Genomic DNA, 16,315 nt, shown 5'->3' with positions numbered 1-16,315 from the left:
CTATTTTAAACACCTTTTTCTTATCATTTTTCAATAACACGAATAATTTTATAAGTATTTTGTATCATCATATTTTAATTCTTTATCTTAATATAATCTTTTCAAATTTATACTGTTTAAAATTTAAAAGCCACATCCAATAAAGGAAATGGCTTTTAAATTTCCATAAAACAACCAAACTTTATTTCCCATCACATTGTTCTCATTATTATTTTGGCGATGTTAATGATTAATATTTATAGCCTGTACTATATTCACCTGTAAGAATCACTATATAAAAAAACAGGTTAAACATTTTATAAAATATTTAATTTTACTAGTAAAGCTAATAAAATTTGGAGAAGAATTTGAACATTTACTGCTATGTCTGTATCCGTAGTCGTAACTGTAACATTTCTAGAATTTCTAATAACAGTTTCTTGTTTATTAATTTGTTTAATAGATGATTTTTGAAACAATTCTTGTGCTACACGATCAGCTTTTTCACTATCTGCTATAGAAATACTTATTATAACCACAATAGCTGCTTGTAAAGCTGCTTGAATAGATAACGCAGCTTTTGTATCAGTAGTAGTAACTTCTACATCTGCTGAATCAACTATTGTAATAGATTCTTCAGAAATTTGATAAGTTTTACTTTCTTGCGCAGCTGCTTCTGAAACGCTAGCATTTTTAAAAGACGGATGAGGATTTGAAGAATCTAATGCACTCCACTTTTTATTTCCATCTGAATGACATGTTTTTTCCATAAGTTCACCCCCTTTCAATCTAAATAATTATTAACCTGTGATTGTATTTCAGAAATAATACTTTTAATTTGCTGCTTTTTTTCTGGCGATAAATTTTTTAGTTTTTCTTCATTTATCCCATGCCTATTAAAAATATCTGAGAGTAAAAGGTCTATAATTATATTCTTTTGATCTTTATCAAACTTAAAGGAAGAAAATTTATTTAAATCATCCATTTACAATGTTCACTCCTATCAGTTTTCTATAAAAATTTCAAATAACTACCAGCATTATATGTATTTAAATAACAATTGCTTGGACAAGTAACTTAATCTTCTATTTTCCCTTCTTTTTACTAATGAAATCAAAAGGCTGTCTTCTAATGCGAAGACAGCCTCCCGTTACTTAACATATATAAGTTTTAATTACTGTTAAATAATAAGTTCACCTTTGCTATTGTATAGTTATCCCCACTTACCTTCCCATCAATCTTGAATTTTAATTTAGTCATAATAAGAAGTCCAAGCTTGTACCACATATTACAACAAAAAAATATTTACTTTGAGTGAACCATTATAGCTAAATATAAATGGGATAGACACTTTATAAAATGTTTAGTTTAACTAGTAACGCTAATAAAATTTGAAGGAGAATTTGAATATTCACTGCAATATCTGTATCAGTAGTTGTTACGGTTACGTTTCTGGAATTTTTAATAAATGTTTTTTGTCTATTAATTTGTTTAATAGATGATTTTTGAAACAATTCTTGTGTTATTTTATCTGCCTTTTCACTATCTGCTATAGAAATACTTACTACAACCACAATAGCTGCTTGTAACGCAGCTTGGATGGATAGCGCAGCTTTTGTATCTGTAGTAGTAACTTGTACATCTGCTGAATCTACTATTTCAATATATTCCTCAGAAACTTGATCGATTTCATCTGTTTGTATAGCTTCTTCTAAAAAATTTGCATTTTTACTATATGAATAAGAATTTACTGATTCGGAATCCTGATTTATTGGCTCAGAAACCTGTTTTTTTGGTTCACAATCCTTTTTTATTGGCTCAGAATCCACTTTTTTTCGTTCAGAATCCCGATTTAATGGATCCCGGTTTTTCTTTCGTCTACAAACTTCACAATCACACATAAAATCACCCCTTTTAAACTAAAAAATTAGCAATATTAAAATATTGGCTAACTACTAGCATTTTATGTATTTTTTAATAATTTGTTTGGACAAGTAACTTGAATTTATATTTTACTTCTAATTCTTTTTTGTAATAACAAAAAATAGCCTTCTAACAAGAAGACAACCATCTTTTATTTCACATTTATATAAAAGACCCATACTTAAATACACTTAACTTCATATAATATTTTTAGAATGAGTAGTCGTTACTGAAGGGCACTTTTCGAAGTGCTCTTATCTTTAATCTCCCTCTTTTTCAGGAAGAGTTTTTTACTAAATCCTAATATGATTTGTATCACTAAGGCTGGCGATTACCACATTTCCTTAATAGCTTCAATGAATACAGTAGCTACTAATTAAAATATCCCTATGATTTTCTCTACACTAAAAAAATCGTGCGTTATCGAACACATGAACTATTTTTTATTTTGACTATGTAACACTAAATTCACAACATTATTATCCTATATTTGGTGAAGCCTACATTTCAATGCCAGCAACCCCACACTTTTAACTAATAACTTAAACAAATGTGCTATCTCAAGGTTCCTTTGATATAGTATCTTATGTTCTATATAATGAAGAGAGCGCTAGTATTCGGAAGGAGGATGTATATGAGTATTCAACTAGCTACATCTAACGATTTAAAATGGATTAATAGTCAATATGAATCAATAGGATTTGTACGAAGTGATTTAAAGAGAGATAAAGTTGCAATTATTACATATAACAACGAGTATGCAGGTGTTGGACGATTAGTCCAAATAGATGCAGATACTATAGAAATGGGCGGGATTTTTATTCTGCCTCAATTTAGAGGGCTACAATTAGCTGGTGAGCTTGTTTCATTTTTAGTAGAAACTGCGAAAAAATTACAAATACAAGATGTATATTGTCTTCCTTTTGAGGAATTAGAAAACTTTTATAAGAAATATGGCTATACTGAAGTCGATACTACGAAAGAAGTAGTCCATCCAATTATTCTAAAAAAATATAATTGGTGTTTGGAGAATTACGATAAACACGTTCTACTCTTCAAATTGTAAATGTAATAAAAAAATATATTCTCAATTGCTTTTCTATCCGTACTCCTAATCGGAGCTAAGGATTAATCAAAGATATTTTATCTCTCCTTTTATAAATGGTTGATTAAAACTCAATGTTCCGTTAATACTATAGGTAACATGATTGTATTTCTCCATTCTCCCTTGGAGAAGAGCAGTTAGCTTTTGCTAGCTGCTCTTTTATTTTTTCAAAAAGTCACATAAATATCTTTAATTCCAAACATTCAAAAGATAAAATGTGATAAGATTGTTATGAAGATATTTACCAACTAATAAATGCGCCCTAGACTTACGTACTAGGGCGCATTTATTTTTTAGTATGAACTTCCTTCACTCATCTATTGTCCACAAAATAAGTATCATATGCCTTATCAAATTCATATCCTAACTTTTCTGCTAGTTTAGCAGATGGAGTATTCGCTGCGTCCCAATTTGGATACTTTCCACTTTCTAAGCAATCCAATATAAGAGCTGCACTTACTACAGTTGCCAAGCCCTCTCTTCTATGATTGTGATCAGTCGCAACTTCAATTTCAATCCCATCATTATAAATACTATAGGAGGATGCACCGCATACAACTTCTCCGTTATATAAAATGCTATAACCTATACCACGGTTTATATAATCTTCTACCGACTGAAATTGACTTATAAAATCTTCAGAGATTTTATGTAATGTAGGGCTATTTGCGATATGCTCATCTATTCTTTTTAACTCATATCCTTTTGGAAGTATTGATATAAAAGACTGTAATTTTGAACGATTAAAACCTTCTGAATTTCGTTTGAACTTATAGCGTAAAAACTTATCTATTTTTCTTTCATGGAATGTTTCTAAGCGTTGTTTCCACTCTTCACTATTTAAGATAACTAAAATTCTTTCAGGAATATTACGTAATAACTCTTCTGTTTGTTGCACATTTGGGTCTCCAGCGTAAAATGTGAAAATTCCTACCGTAACTTGTGCTACTGTTGGATTTTCAAGATCATTTACCCAAGCAGTCCCCATATGCCCTTGTAAATAAGAAAGTAAAACAACGTTATTGAAATCCTCAAACATAGAAACTAGTTTTTTTCTTGTATGTATATTCGCTTCATATATCATTTACATTCCCGCCTTCTTTAAAATCAATCGTATTCTAAATCTTTAAGAATCAACTTATATAATTTTTCACTCAACCGCTTGTTATATAAGCAAGCACTATTAAACTAAAATTTTATATAATTATAAATTATTCACAAATATAAAATTATTATAACATCTAATAAAAAAGAGTATCTCACTTTTTAAACTTTTGAATATACATCGTGTATGTATAAACCCTCAACATAATGTATGAGGATTTATCAAAAAATGCGTTACAACTCCTTCTTAGAAATAAAAGATTCCATTTCACCATTTTTATATACTTTAGTCAATTTAACAACTGACTTGTACGTGTTAACCTCATCCCTTATCATTTTTTTCAACTCTTCTATTTCGATATTACCAGTTCCACTCTCTACTTTTAAACAATTTGAAATGTTTAAGTATCCACTAGATGCGAAAACAATAATGAATGTAATATCAGGAAAATTAATGAACAGTATTCCAAACTTTAAAGGGTTCGCAGCAGTATCGGATAAAACTAATCGAAAATCTAACAGTTCAGGTACTTGAACAAAGTCCTTAGAAACAATCGCTTTACCTACAATTGCAACTTGCTTTACTACATTCCCAAGTTCATCTGTAAATTCAGTACATATAGGTGTATCTATTGTTTTAGCTTGTAAAGATACATTTAATTCTACATTATGAAAATCGAAAAAGATTGTACTACCCTCTGTTAAACATTGCGGGCACACATTTCCTAGCAAGCTAAAGTCCTCTTCAATATATTTAACTTTTGTTTTGCAACTACATACTTTCCCTATTCGAATCGCATCAATCTTTGAACAATCGACAAATATAACCTCATTGTCTTCTTGTACGAATGATACGATACCTGTTTTCTTATTAAATGAAAGAAAATAAGATACAACAATTTCCTTTCTTGCTATTATGATATTTTCAACTTTAGTATACGCTTCTAGACTTTGTAAAAACTCACATATACTATTTTGGCAACACCCACAATCACGTTTCGGTTCACAACCCACTTACACTCCATCCCTTCTCTATATAGAATTGCTACTACATATATATGAGTAGCAAATAAGAAAAGCTTGGACAATATAACTTTAACGTAACATTATCGTTACCTACTCGTACATTTATATGGAAATTACACCAATTTTGAGTAAGGACACATAATTTTTACTATAAATACATATAACAATTTCATCTTTCATAAAAAAAACGTTATAATAAGGTGTAGCCTCTACGATTACGTTATAAAGGAGATTAAAACTATGGCTAAAATTAAAGTGTACCAAGCAAAAGAAGAAAATATGGATGCAGTAAAAAATATCATTGATGTTGAGGAACAAAACCCAACTGCTGAAAATTTACAAAATCTATATGCGTGTGTATTAGATACTGAAGATATGGCATTGCCTGAATCATATATTGAAGAAGATATCTTAATTGATTCTATTGAAGTTATGGTTAACGCTTCTCAAAGCAAAGTAAGAGACTTAGGCGCATACGATGTAATCGAAGTTCAAAACAAAGGCAAGAAAACGCAAATTTTATTACTTGCAGACGAAGAATACGAAATTATCGAAGGCTAATCTAACACCGTACATACGAAAAAGCTCCTTTCCAATTGGAAAGGAGCTTTTTCATTACGCTTTTGATGTTTCACTCTTTTTATTCATTTGTTCTTTCTTAATTACCATACGCTCATTTCCCATAAAGAAAATGAATATGAATGCTAATCCAGCTGGTACCAATGCCCACATGAATGTTTGAACAATTGAACTAGAAAGAGCGTCAATAATCTTATCTAATATTTGCGGAGGGATTTGAGATCTTGCCGATTCTGATAAAATGGCTCTTGAATCCCCTAATTTTGTATTCATTCCCCCGCTCATACCTTTAAACGCTTCTTCTAATTGATCTTGGAAACCTGTTCTTTGGATCATTCCGAAGATTGTAATGCCTAGTGTCATTCCTAATGAACGAATGAAGTTACTCGTTGAAGTCGCAGACCCGCGCTGTTCCATACCGAAGTTGTGAATAGCTGCCATACTTAGTACAGAGAATGAGAAACCGACTCCAAATCCGATAATAATCATATAAACTGTTAATAATGCACGACTTGTTTCTGGTGTTAACGTGCTTAATAAGAATAATCCAATTAGCATAATAACCGCAGAAATAATCATAATGTTTCGGTAGCTAAGCTTAGTTGTTAAAAATCCGCCTAACTGCGCTGTTACGACTGACCCTAACATCATCGGTAAAAGTAATAATCCTGAGTTTGTTGCAGTCCCGCCGTATACACCTTGAATGAATAACGGAATGTATACAGTTGCTGACATAAATGCAGCCCCGTAACATAATGCAATAATTGTACTCATTCCGAATAAGCGCTGTTTAAACATCTCAAATGAAATAATTGGTTCTTCTACTTTTCGTTCAATAAAAATGAATGCGATGATTAAAATAGCGAATCCACCAAATAAACTTAAAATAAAGCTAGAATCCCAATCATATTTTTGTCCGCCTAGTTCAAGCGCAAACATTAAAGAAACTACTGCACCAACTAAAGTAATTGCGCCAAACCAATCAATTTTTTGCTTTCTATGAACGCGTGATTCTTTATAAAAGAATGTAATAAAAATAAGTGCTAAAATGCCAAGTGGTAAGTTAATATAAAATACCCAGTGCCAGCTAATGTAATCGGTAATATATGCGCCAAGTAATGGCCCGAAAATACTAGATAATCCAAATACAGCTCCAAATAAACCACCCATTTTCCCGCGTTTTTCAGGTGGGAAAATATCAAAAACGATAGTAAACGCGATCGGCACTAATGCCCCGCCGCCAATACCTTGAATAGCACGATAAATACCTAACTGTGTAATATTTTCAGCAGTACCACAAAGTGCCGAACCAATCATAAAGACGATTAAACCGAAAATAAAGAATCTCTTTCTACCATACATATCTGATAGCTTACCGAAAATCGGCATGCCTGCCATTTCTGCGACCATATAGGCGGAAACGACCCATACAAAGTTTTCGAGGCCTCCTAAGTCACCAACGATTGTTCCCATCGCCGTTACGACAATGGTATTATCCATCGATGCCATTAAAATACCTAGCAATAAGCCCGCCACAACAAAGCCGAGCTTACTATTCTTCTCAACCATATCTCTTGCTCTCCCTCATACTACTTATATTTGTTTATGTTCTTTTACGACTGCATTACCTTTTTGATTAAAACTAGTATGATATTCTACAACACTAATTTCACATCCAGGACCAATTGTGACGTTGTTGCCTCTTACAACTTCAGCAATCGTATGTTCTAAATAGATATCATCTCCTTCAACAATCGAAGTTTGGAGGTTCCCAGCATGACTAGTAAAAGGAATAAATCTCGCTTTTTTACGAACGGTAATTTTTTTACCACCAATTTCTCTTACCTTACTGCCTTCATAACGAAGTGAGATTTGAATATTTTCAGCATTAAGTAATCCATCACTTTCAAGACCACCAGTTAATGATAAATCTTCTACTTCAATATCTCCCTTTACATTTAAAGCACCTTTTACATCTACGAAATCACCTGAAAACTTTCCTTCAATATCTATCATACCTCTAACTTTTGTTTTTTCAATATGAGCATCACCATGAATTTGTGTATTACCATATACTTTTACATATTCCGCATCTACATTTCCTTGTACTTCGTTATCTCCATACACGACATAGTTTTTCACTTTTACATTACCACGTACATCACTCGTTCCGTACGTTTTAAACTCATTGCAACTCATATCATTCGTAATTGTTCCTTCACCGCGAATCTTCACTTTATTATAATCTCCGCCTGCTGAATTACCAGAACCATTTACTGTGAGACTATGTGGATGTTCCATACTGATTTCTCCCTTCCGTTAAACCTGCTTAATTTCTTTTACATTTGCATTTTTATCAACAGTAAGAACACCAGTATATTCAATCAGTTCAATCTCACAGTTTGCTCCTACTGTAACATTGTTTCCTCTTACCGTTCTTATGTGAGCATAATCAATATCGATATTGTCACCTTCTAATAGTTCAGCTTCTAACTGCAAGCCAAACACTGTTTTAAATAGTCTACTAAATGTACCTGATCTATGTCTTACTTTAATCGTTTGACCACCAATTTCTTTCGCTCGACATGTACCGTGAATATTTATATTAATTTCATCTGCGCTTAATAAACCACCGATTGTAAATTGTCCTTCTGAAGAAAAAGTATCCACTTCACAATTACCGTCAATTGTAGCTTGACCATTGACTTTAAATTCTTCACCAGTGACATTTCCACCTATTGTACCTTTTCCTGCAATTTTCAAACTGTTTGCTTTTACATTTTGCGTAATTGTTGCTTTTCCATCAATTCGCATCGTTTCAGCTTGAACTGTGCCATCAACTTTACCAGATCCGCTAATTCGTGCACTGCTACTTTTCAAATCGCCAGTAACTGCACCGTAACCGTTACATTCAAATTGCTCACATTCAACATTTCCATTCACAGTTCCTTTTCCGTTTAATTGCACTTTATGAAACTCGCCACCATTCGATGAACCGTAACCATTTATAATCAAATTATCTGTACGCATACTTTCTCCTCCACTACAACAATTTAGTTTTTAATGCTTCGGTATATTTCATAATCGCTTCGCGTAAAACGATTTTGGTGCCTTTTTCAAAAATTAAATCGTCCACGTTTGAAACTAATAAACATGTAGAAATCCCTAACTTTCGGACAATGATTAAATCACAAGTTTTATGTTTAATTGCTTCATAATTTTCACGTAAAACTTGCAAGACCATTTTTCCTTCTTCTAAACTAATCTCTCCTGATTGTAGTAATTCTTCTAACATGTACACATAAAGAATGTCTACAAATTGAAACTCTGCTGTTTTATTCGTTTGTTCTATGAAAAATTGTAAAACTGGTTCTGATGCAATCCCCTTGCATAAAATGTCTTCCTTTGTTAAAAGAATTTCTCTCACACTCGGCGAAAACATGTTCGCTAGTTCATCAAGTGATAAATCCTCTTTCATCGTTTGGATTTTATCGATACGCTCTAATATCTTTTCTTTCGGAAAAAATGTCTCTTGACCTGTAAACGTTGATTTTCGTACAAACCAATCTTCCGGAATTAAATTTTTTCTTTTCCACCTATATAACTGTCCGTATGAAATACCAGTTAGTTCTAATAAATCTTTTTTTGAAATTAAATCTGTACTCAACTGTACAACACTCCTTCCTGATAACAATGTAACATAACACTGTTACGTTGTAAATAAACTTTTATCACAAGTAGCGTAACAATGTGTAAAACAAACCTATTCCTACATACAAAAAAGGCTCTTACACACCTTATGAAAATGTGCAAAAGCCCTTATATATCAAGACTTAAACCAAATATTATAAAAATCAATCCAACCTTGTGAATTAATCATTATATTTTGAACTTTTTCATGTGTACTTACCTCTTGTTTATTACGATATAAAGGAATAATATGAATTTGACGTAACAAAGTATCCTCGATATCGCGTAACAGTGTAACTCTTTTCTCTAATTCTTCTTGTCTAAAATAAGGAGACAACTTTTCATGAAAGTCCATGCTGCTTTGTCCATGAATAAAACTATTTTTTGTAAGAAACATATATAATAGACTATCTTCTATTCGTTCACTAATTGTGGCACTATCATGCATCATATCGGCCTTTTGTATCGTACTTACTTCCAATAGCTCTTCTATATCAAGAAAATTATTTTCTACACGAACCCCGTATTTCGCACACTCTTTTTGTATCCACTGTGCATCTTCAACATGATCTCGTCCTGTAAATGTGTAGAGTTGTAGCACTTCATTATGATAAGTACTCCTTTTAATTAAACTTTCTACATCTTCCTCAATCTCTACAATGCTTTCACCTGCTAATATTAGTTTTTTTGCCACTTCTCCACGTTCTCCGCCGAGTTCTTGAACGATTGTATAACCATGAATGATGTTGTATAACGCTTTCCGAAAGAACGCATCTTGCATTGGTCCTTCTTTCGTAAGATTACATGTTATATATGTCACGTTCGACTCAAGCCGAGACAATTCTTTATTATGTTTTTCTTTATCTTTATACTGCGCCTTTACTAAAACATCGTATGTACTTACACCTTGTTCTATATTCCACAACTCAACACGATCTAAAAAAGGTCTTTCACGAAAATATAAAGGATGTCCTTCTAAAATGAACAGATTTTCATTACTTTTATATAATTGAAAAGGCCCTGTTCCAATTAGCCCTCCTGCTTCATCTTCATTCACGATAGAACACTGTTCTGCACTTAGCATATGTAAAAACATTCGATTTTCTGTATGTAATTGAATTTCGAAAACGTAGTCATCCACTGAACGGATACTTTCAACGTGTTGTAACATCCATGCGTGTGCATTATTTTCCAGCTTCATAAATCGATTCAACGAGTATATAACATCATGTGCAGTAAGTTGTTTTCCATTATGAAAGTGAACTCCTTTTCGTAAGTAAAACGTCCATATTTTTTTAGCGTCATTATATTCCCAGTGAAATGCAAGTCTTGGCTCTATAATGTTTGTATTACCGTCTACATACACGAGTGTGTCGAATATATGTTTTACCATATGGCATTCTGAGCGCATTGTAGCGTATACAGGATCTAATGTGATATCTAAATTCATTTGTACTTGCAACCGGAGTACATCTCTTCTCCCTTCAGATGTCATTTCAACCTTATGACCAAATATTGAATCCACCCAGCAGTGATATTCTCCCTTTACCGATGGAAAATGCGAGCTATAGCGTTCCACAAATATGCTTCCGCTTTTCACATCCCCTTTTTTCGTTATTTCTTTTCCTCTATCTAAAATTAAAGAAATCGGGTGCTTTTGAAATATTAACTTAGAACGATTTCCTCTACCGCGACCTGGAAACCACTTAATCCAATTTAAATCATCTAATTTTTTTATAATTAATTTACTATTACGCTCTGTACAAAATAAAGTTTCAGATATATTTTGCACTGTTACTTCCAAACGTTCTCCCTCTTTTTTTCCTTTTCCATAAGCAATCCATAGTTCAATGTATTGATCTAAAATAAACATCAAAATCCCCCTAAAAGGTGAAAAATACTCCCTATTCTTTCTACCCTTTTTCCAACTCTCCTTTCATCTTATCATTTCAATATAGAAAGGAGGAATTAATATTGAATTATCTCTTACTTCGTTACAATAAACCTATTTTTATTAGACTGTGCGGTGAATTATTAACCCGAACGACTGAATCTATGTTAGCTCTCATTATGATTATTTACGTCAATAAAATGTTAAACGGCAATGTAATAATAACTATGCTGATTTTCGGCTTACAGCCACTTTCAGACATTTTATTTACACTTATTGCTGGAGGAATTACTGATAAATATGGTCGAAAAAAGATTATGTTACTCGGATTATTACTACAAGGTGTTGCAATCGGTAGTTTTGTTTTCGCTCAATCCGTTTTTATATTTGCACTGTTATATGTCATTAATGGTATTGGCCGTTCCTTATACATTCCAGCTCAGCGTGCACAAATTGCTGATTTAACAAAACAAGAGCAGCAAGCAGAGATTTTTGCTCTCCTACAAACGATGGGAGCAATTGGATCCGTAGTCGGTCCTTTAATCGGTGCAATTTTTTATAATACTCACCCAGAATATTTATTTATCGTGCAAAGTGTAACCCTTACGATATATGCCGTTGTTGTTTGGACCCAGCTCCCAGAAACCGTTCCACCTATAAGTAAGTCGAAACAAACAGTTGAGGCAAGTTCACCAAAACAATTTGTTTTTAAACATTATGCCATATTCGGTCTTATGGTTTCTACACTTCCTATTAGCTTTTTTTATGCCCAAACTGAGACGAATTATCGTATTTTTGCAGAACATGTATTTACTAATCTCGTATTCATACTCGCATTTATTTCAATATGCAAAGCCATTTTGGAAATCATTCTACAAATCTTCCTCGTAAAATGGTCTGAACGATTTTCTATGGCGAAAATCATCCTTATTTCTTACGCCTGCTATACAATAGCTGCAGTTGGCTTTAGTTATTCAACGACGATATTGTCGTTGTTCTTCACCTTACTCTTTTTAGTCATTGGAGAAAGTATTGCTCTAAACCATTTATTACGATTCGTTTCAGAAATTGCACCTCATGATAAACGTGGTTTATATTTTTCAATTTACGGTATACACTGGGATATATCTCGAACGTGTGGACCAGTTATTGGTGCAGTTTTATTAAGTAAGTTAAATGGAAGTATGCTGTTTTATATTTGTGCTAGTTTCTTATTAATTGGAGGTATTGTTCAAGCGCTATTTGTTCAAAATTTGGAACGTAAAAAAATCGTGAACCATCCTACACATAATTTATAGGTTACTACTTTTTCAGTAGATCAACATTTCTTATTGGATGAATGCTAAAAGTATTTCGCATATGACAGGAGACGTTCCTTATTTACAACTAAAAACACCTCACTTAAAGAAAGTGAGGTGTTTTTGAAATCACTTAATTTCTTATCCTGCCATTTTATTAATACTATCCTCTGGTGAAAATACGGAAATATGATCTACCTTACCAGTCGATTTTGGAATGACAAATTTCAATTCATACTGGTTATTTACTTTGTATACATATATTTTGTCTTCACCATTCTCTTTAACTGAAGATGGTTTTCCTAATGCTTTTACAATTTCTTGTAATGTAATCGATTTTAGTTCTGCATGATATGAGCGTACATCAAAAACTTGTGATCCTTTATTAAATCCGAAAACAACATTTTTATTTGTAAAAGTTGCGTACATTCCGTTCCCTGCTTGTTCGGTTTTATTTGCTTTCCCCCACGCTTTTTCAATTTCTTCAATATCCCCTGTATTGGCTCCAAATGGTACATTAGGTACTTTTCCTTCTTTTGCGAGTTCAAACAAATCTTTAACGTGGTTAATTGATTTTTGATTAAGTGTTCTATTTTCCGAATCTGACTCAGGTGATGGGTTTGTTGTTTTTTCATTACTTGGTTTTGCTTCAGGATTTTTCTGTTCTTCTGAAGAATTGCTTTGTTCATTTTTATTATTTTCCGAGGTTAGATTTGTTTCCTTTCTTTCGTCTGTCCCTTTACATGCTGCTAATGCAAATGTGCATGTAAAAGTGAGGAATATCATACCTATTTTCCAATATACCTTCATCACTTTTACCCCCTATTGTATTTTATTCATTTCGATAACCAACCGGATGCGAAGTATAATATCGATTAAGGACTTCTAATTCTAAATCGTCACTTTCCCATAATTTAAAAAACTTGGATTTATATTGTTAATCATCGTATTCATCTCCTTATTTAAACCTTCTCTTCTCAATGATAATATCCTCTATCTATATACTTAAAACATGCTGTTACAACAGCTCCTTGAAACAGAAAAAAACCAGTAGGAAATAATTATTCTTTTCCTACTGGTTGAAATGAAATTAAACGGTAAATCTTAGCTTCTTAAAAAATATAACGATAGTGTTTTTTACAGTTTCAAAATTATAAGCAAACGTATTGTCTCCACTTAATGATGAAATACATGTTAAACCTGCAGCTTTAATAAAAGCTTTTACATCTACAAGCATAGAATTAGCCTCCATGAATTTAATTACAATCATTATAACAAGTGTTTTACGATGCTAACATGAAAGTAATAAATACATTTCTATTATTAATTTATCCCGCTATTTGCCGGGCAGTAAGATCCCCACCTCAAAATTCAGCGGAAACAAAGAAGTTAGGTGGGGGCCCTGTTGTCCGTAAAAGCCCGATTGGTGAGGGCTGATAATCAGTGGGGATGAACAAAACCCCCACTGATTAAAGTTTCACTTATTTAGCTCACAGTACACCATTCCAATGTCATATAAAAAAGCTGCCCAAAAAGGGCAGCTTCAAATATGTATATTACACTTCCACCGTTTTACCATCTTCAACAATATGATAAAGTAAATGCGCTAAATGATGAATTGGACCGTATTCTTCCTCTTCCTCATCTGTTTCACCTTGGAACTCAAGATCGTTTAAGTACAGTGCTAAAAATTGATAGTATAGTTTTAAATCAAATCCGTAGCACGCAGTTGGCTCTTCATGATCACCTTCGTACTGTAACATTAAGTATTGATCGTTTCCTTCTGCATCTTCTGCGTCAAAGAATACGAAGAATCCAACGTTTGTATCTAAATCAAATAGATGACGAGTGCCTTTTTCTGTTGCTTTGTTAAAGTCCTCTTCACTTAATTTATGTACTGTTGTCGCTTTAGCATTATCTTCTTGATGGAAATTTACTGTAAATGTTTTCAATGCTGACACCTCCTGATTGTATAATACTAGCATAACATATAAAAAGGACTGCTTACAAATGTAAACAGTCCTTACATTCATTTTCGCATTGCTCGTAATAAGAAGCTTACGATAAAAATTAAAATAATCGCACCGATTAAAGCTGGAATAATTGCATATCCGCCAATGACTGGACCAAAACTACCAAGTAATTTCGAACCAACCCAAGAACCGATAATACCAGCAATAATATTACCTATTACACCACCAGGTACGTCCTTTCCAGTAATTAAGCTCGCAAGCCATCCTAATATACCACCGACGATTAAAGACCAAATCATATAATAACCTCCTTTACATTTCACCAATCAAAATATAATTAGAAACAATTGCTTACCATTAGTTATGTGACATTTTTCATAAGTTATTCATGTTGTTCAACTTTAAGATTTTTGAGAATAATACACACAGATTAAACCTTTTTTTGAACTAACGATTTATCCGACTTATTATTACACACATTAAGGACAATCTGGCTTCAATATTGTTCGCATAAACTCTTCTTTAAAAGCTGCATAGTTAAAACCAACAGCAATTCTTTGAATCGGCCGATCATCAAACCTTGTTGGCTCAGCTATTTTTCTAAAGTCTGCTACACTTTGGCCCCTAGTCACATCATTTGTCGTACTAATCCACACTGCCGATTTTTTATATTCGAAAATACTGTCATTTATAAACGAGATAAACGGTAGTAAATCGTGTATAGGACTTCCACCAATACCCGGATATTCTTTTTTATAGAAATTCTCATAATAAAAATCAATCATTGGTTTAATGAGTTTCGCCTGTCCAGTTCCTTGTTTATCTATTATATTGGCCATTTCAGGTGTAATAAGCGCGCCCTGTGTTACATTTAACGGGTATATGCTAGCGTTTTTCGCATATTTCATAACAATATTTGCTGCAATTGGATCACCATAAAAATTCGCTTCAGATACTGGTGTAACATTACCTGGAAATAGGAAAGCGCCGCCCATTATATAATACGAACAAATACGATCCATTATATTTGGATACAATAAAAATAACGTAGCAAGCGTCGTTAGTCTCCCTGTCGCCACAATTATAATATCTTCTGGACAAGGTTCGATTAATTTGATTAATTCACAAAAATTTTCTCGTTTACAAATTCTCATCTCAGGTGGAATAATAGGACCTAAACCGTGGTCCCCGTGGATTTCAGGGAAAAACAAAGGCTCTTCAGCTGTCATCGGTCTACTCGCACCTTCAATAATTTTCACTTGTGTAGCATAGTACCTTTCCAAAAAATAAACATTTTCCGTAACGATATCTCGTGATACATTCCCGTACTCAGCAACAATACCTAGAATATCTAATTTACATGTTTTATTTGCATAAATTAACGCTACGGCGTCATCAATACCAAAGTCTCCAAAAAAGATAATTTTCTTATTAACTATTCTCACCCCTCTTGAGCATACTCTACTATTATTATTATGTGAAAAAGACAAGGCGGTGAAACAGCGCAAACTAAAAAAGCCGCCTATTTATTGGCGACTTCAATCTTTTTATAAGACAAATATGCAAGTACATTTTTACTTGAATCGTATTTCGGGTTATTTCCTTTTCTCGGCTCTCTCATATGTGTCTTTTCAAATCCAGGAATGTCTGGCATTTTCCCCATAAATTCAAGCATTTCTTCCTCAGTACCTTCAATGCGTACACGAATCATTATAACTATTCCTCAATTCTCAGTTTCTCTGTACTA

General features: G+C 32.9%; 19 protein-coding genes. 3 read left to right on the top strand and 16 right to left on the bottom strand.

Annotated features, from left to right (window positions below; translation table 11 throughout):
• Nucleotides 1-296 precede the first annotated feature (296 nt).
• The 3 genes from CGQ22_RS12095 to CGQ22_RS12085 all read right to left on the bottom strand — a co-directional run bounded on the left by CGQ22_RS12095 (nt 297) and on the right by CGQ22_RS12085 (nt 1,880).
• Nucleotides 297-749, bottom strand: a complete 453-nt coding sequence (locus tag CGQ22_RS12095; RefSeq protein WP_000415813.1) for a spore coat protein — start codon at nt 747-749, stop codon at nt 297-299.
• Nucleotides 750-763: 14 nt separating this feature from the next.
• Nucleotides 764-964, bottom strand: coding sequence for a spore coat protein (locus CGQ22_RS12090; RefSeq protein ID WP_000342252.1), 201 nt, complete (start codon nt 962-964; stop codon nt 764-766).
• A 367-nt stretch (nt 965-1,331) separates the two neighbouring features.
• Nucleotides 1,332-1,880: a spore coat protein gene (locus tag CGQ22_RS12085; RefSeq protein ID WP_000332789.1), complete on the bottom strand. Its 549-nt coding sequence runs from the start codon at nt 1,878-1,880 to the stop codon at nt 1,332-1,334.
• 656 nt (nt 1,881-2,536) lie between these two features.
• Between CGQ22_RS12085 and CGQ22_RS12080 the strand changes: the two genes are divergently transcribed.
• Nucleotides 2,537-2,968 (top strand): GNAT family N-acetyltransferase, encoded by a 432-nt coding sequence (locus CGQ22_RS12080; RefSeq protein WP_089148744.1) that lies wholly within the window; start codon nt 2,537-2,539, stop codon nt 2,966-2,968.
• Between the two features lie 352 nt (nt 2,969-3,320).
• On the opposite strand, the gene CGQ22_RS12075 is transcribed toward CGQ22_RS12080, so the two are convergent.
• Entirely contained in the window at nt 3,321-4,091 is a 771-nt protein-coding gene (locus tag CGQ22_RS12075) for a GNAT family N-acetyltransferase (protein WP_089148743.1), read from the bottom strand.
• A 254-nt stretch (nt 4,092-4,345) separates the two neighbouring features.
• Nucleotides 4,346-5,125: a BC_2878 family exosporium-associated protein gene (locus tag CGQ22_RS12070; RefSeq protein ID WP_089148742.1), complete on the bottom strand. Its 780-nt coding sequence runs from the start codon at nt 5,123-5,125 to the stop codon at nt 4,346-4,348.
• 252 nt (nt 5,126-5,377) lie between these two features.
• Here CGQ22_RS12070 and CGQ22_RS12065 point away from each other — a divergent pair, with 252 nt between their 5' ends.
• Nucleotides 5,378-5,698 carry a hypothetical protein gene (locus CGQ22_RS12065; RefSeq protein WP_001062727.1) on the top strand — a complete coding sequence of 107 codons (321 nt, stop codon included), beginning with the start codon at nt 5,378-5,380 and terminating at the stop codon, nt 5,696-5,698.
• A 54-nt stretch (nt 5,699-5,752) separates the two neighbouring features.
• Here the strand turns inward: CGQ22_RS12065 and CGQ22_RS12060 are convergent, their stop codons facing one another.
• The 5 genes from CGQ22_RS12060 to CGQ22_RS12040 all read right to left on the bottom strand — a co-directional run bounded on the left by CGQ22_RS12060 (nt 5,753) and on the right by CGQ22_RS12040 (nt 11,279).
• Complete coding sequence (locus CGQ22_RS12060) at nt 5,753-7,285, bottom strand: MDR family MFS transporter (RefSeq protein ID WP_000229654.1); 1,533 nt, start codon at nt 7,283-7,285, stop codon at nt 5,753-5,755.
• Between the two features lie 24 nt (nt 7,286-7,309).
• On the bottom strand, nt 7,310-8,017 hold the full coding sequence (locus CGQ22_RS12055; protein WP_000400908.1) for a polymer-forming cytoskeletal protein: 708 nt from the start codon (nt 8,015-8,017) through the stop codon (nt 7,310-7,312).
• Nucleotides 8,018-8,035: 18 nt separating this feature from the next.
• Entirely contained in the window at nt 8,036-8,746 is a 711-nt protein-coding gene (locus tag CGQ22_RS12050; RefSeq protein ID WP_001258385.1) for a bactofilin family protein, read from the bottom strand.
• Nucleotides 8,747-8,759: 13 nt separating this feature from the next.
• On the bottom strand, nt 8,760-9,383 hold the full coding sequence (locus CGQ22_RS12045) for a YhbD family protein (protein WP_000102239.1): 624 nt from the start codon (nt 9,381-9,383) through the stop codon (nt 8,760-8,762).
• 159 nt (nt 9,384-9,542) lie between these two features.
• Nucleotides 9,543-11,279, bottom strand: a complete 1,737-nt coding sequence (locus CGQ22_RS12040; protein ID WP_089148741.1) for an ABC transporter substrate-binding protein — start codon at nt 11,277-11,279, stop codon at nt 9,543-9,545.
• Nucleotides 11,280-11,380: 101 nt separating this feature from the next.
• Here CGQ22_RS12040 and CGQ22_RS12035 point away from each other — a divergent pair, with 101 nt between their 5' ends.
• The gene (locus CGQ22_RS12035) at nt 11,381-12,595 is read left to right on the top strand and encodes an MDR family MFS transporter (RefSeq protein ID WP_001108460.1); all 1,215 of its coding nucleotides are present in this window, start codon (nt 11,381-11,383) and stop codon (nt 12,593-12,595) included.
• Between the two features lie 141 nt (nt 12,596-12,736).
• On the opposite strand, the gene CGQ22_RS12030 is transcribed toward CGQ22_RS12035, so the two are convergent.
• From CGQ22_RS12030 to CGQ22_RS12005, 6 genes are all read right to left on the bottom strand, one after another.
• Entirely contained in the window at nt 12,737-13,405 is a 669-nt protein-coding gene (locus CGQ22_RS12030; RefSeq protein ID WP_089148740.1) for a YjgB family protein, read from the bottom strand.
• A gap of 280 nt (nt 13,406-13,685) precedes the next feature.
• A complete protein-coding gene (locus CGQ22_RS12025; RefSeq protein ID WP_000959549.1) occupies nt 13,686-13,832 on the bottom strand; it encodes a hypothetical protein in 147 nt (48 codons plus the stop codon).
• Between the two features lie 319 nt (nt 13,833-14,151).
• Nucleotides 14,152-14,547: a hypothetical protein gene (locus CGQ22_RS12020; protein ID WP_000847589.1), complete on the bottom strand. Its 396-nt coding sequence runs from the start codon at nt 14,545-14,547 to the stop codon at nt 14,152-14,154.
• A 77-nt stretch (nt 14,548-14,624) separates the two neighbouring features.
• On the bottom strand, nt 14,625-14,867 hold the full coding sequence (locus CGQ22_RS12015; RefSeq protein WP_000638306.1) for a GlsB/YeaQ/YmgE family stress response membrane protein: 243 nt from the start codon (nt 14,865-14,867) through the stop codon (nt 14,625-14,627).
• A gap of 180 nt (nt 14,868-15,047) precedes the next feature.
• Nucleotides 15,048-16,013 carry a nucleoside hydrolase gene (locus CGQ22_RS12010; protein WP_001223681.1) on the bottom strand — a complete coding sequence of 322 codons (966 nt, stop codon included), beginning with the start codon at nt 16,011-16,013 and terminating at the stop codon, nt 15,048-15,050.
• A gap of 77 nt (nt 16,014-16,090) precedes the next feature.
• The gene (locus CGQ22_RS12005) at nt 16,091-16,279 is read right to left on the bottom strand and encodes a DUF3970 family protein (protein WP_000621885.1); all 189 of its coding nucleotides are present in this window, start codon (nt 16,277-16,279) and stop codon (nt 16,091-16,093) included.
• Between the last annotated feature and the right edge of the window lie 36 nt (nt 16,280-16,315).

The organism is Bacillus sp. M13(2017) (genome assembly GCF_002218325.1).
GTDB lineage: Bacteria > Bacillota > Bacilli > Bacillales > Bacillaceae_G > Bacillus_A > Bacillus_A thuringiensis_K.
The sequence above is the reverse complement of the archived record's forward strand: the minus strand, read 5'-3'. Positions and strand labels throughout refer to the sequence as shown.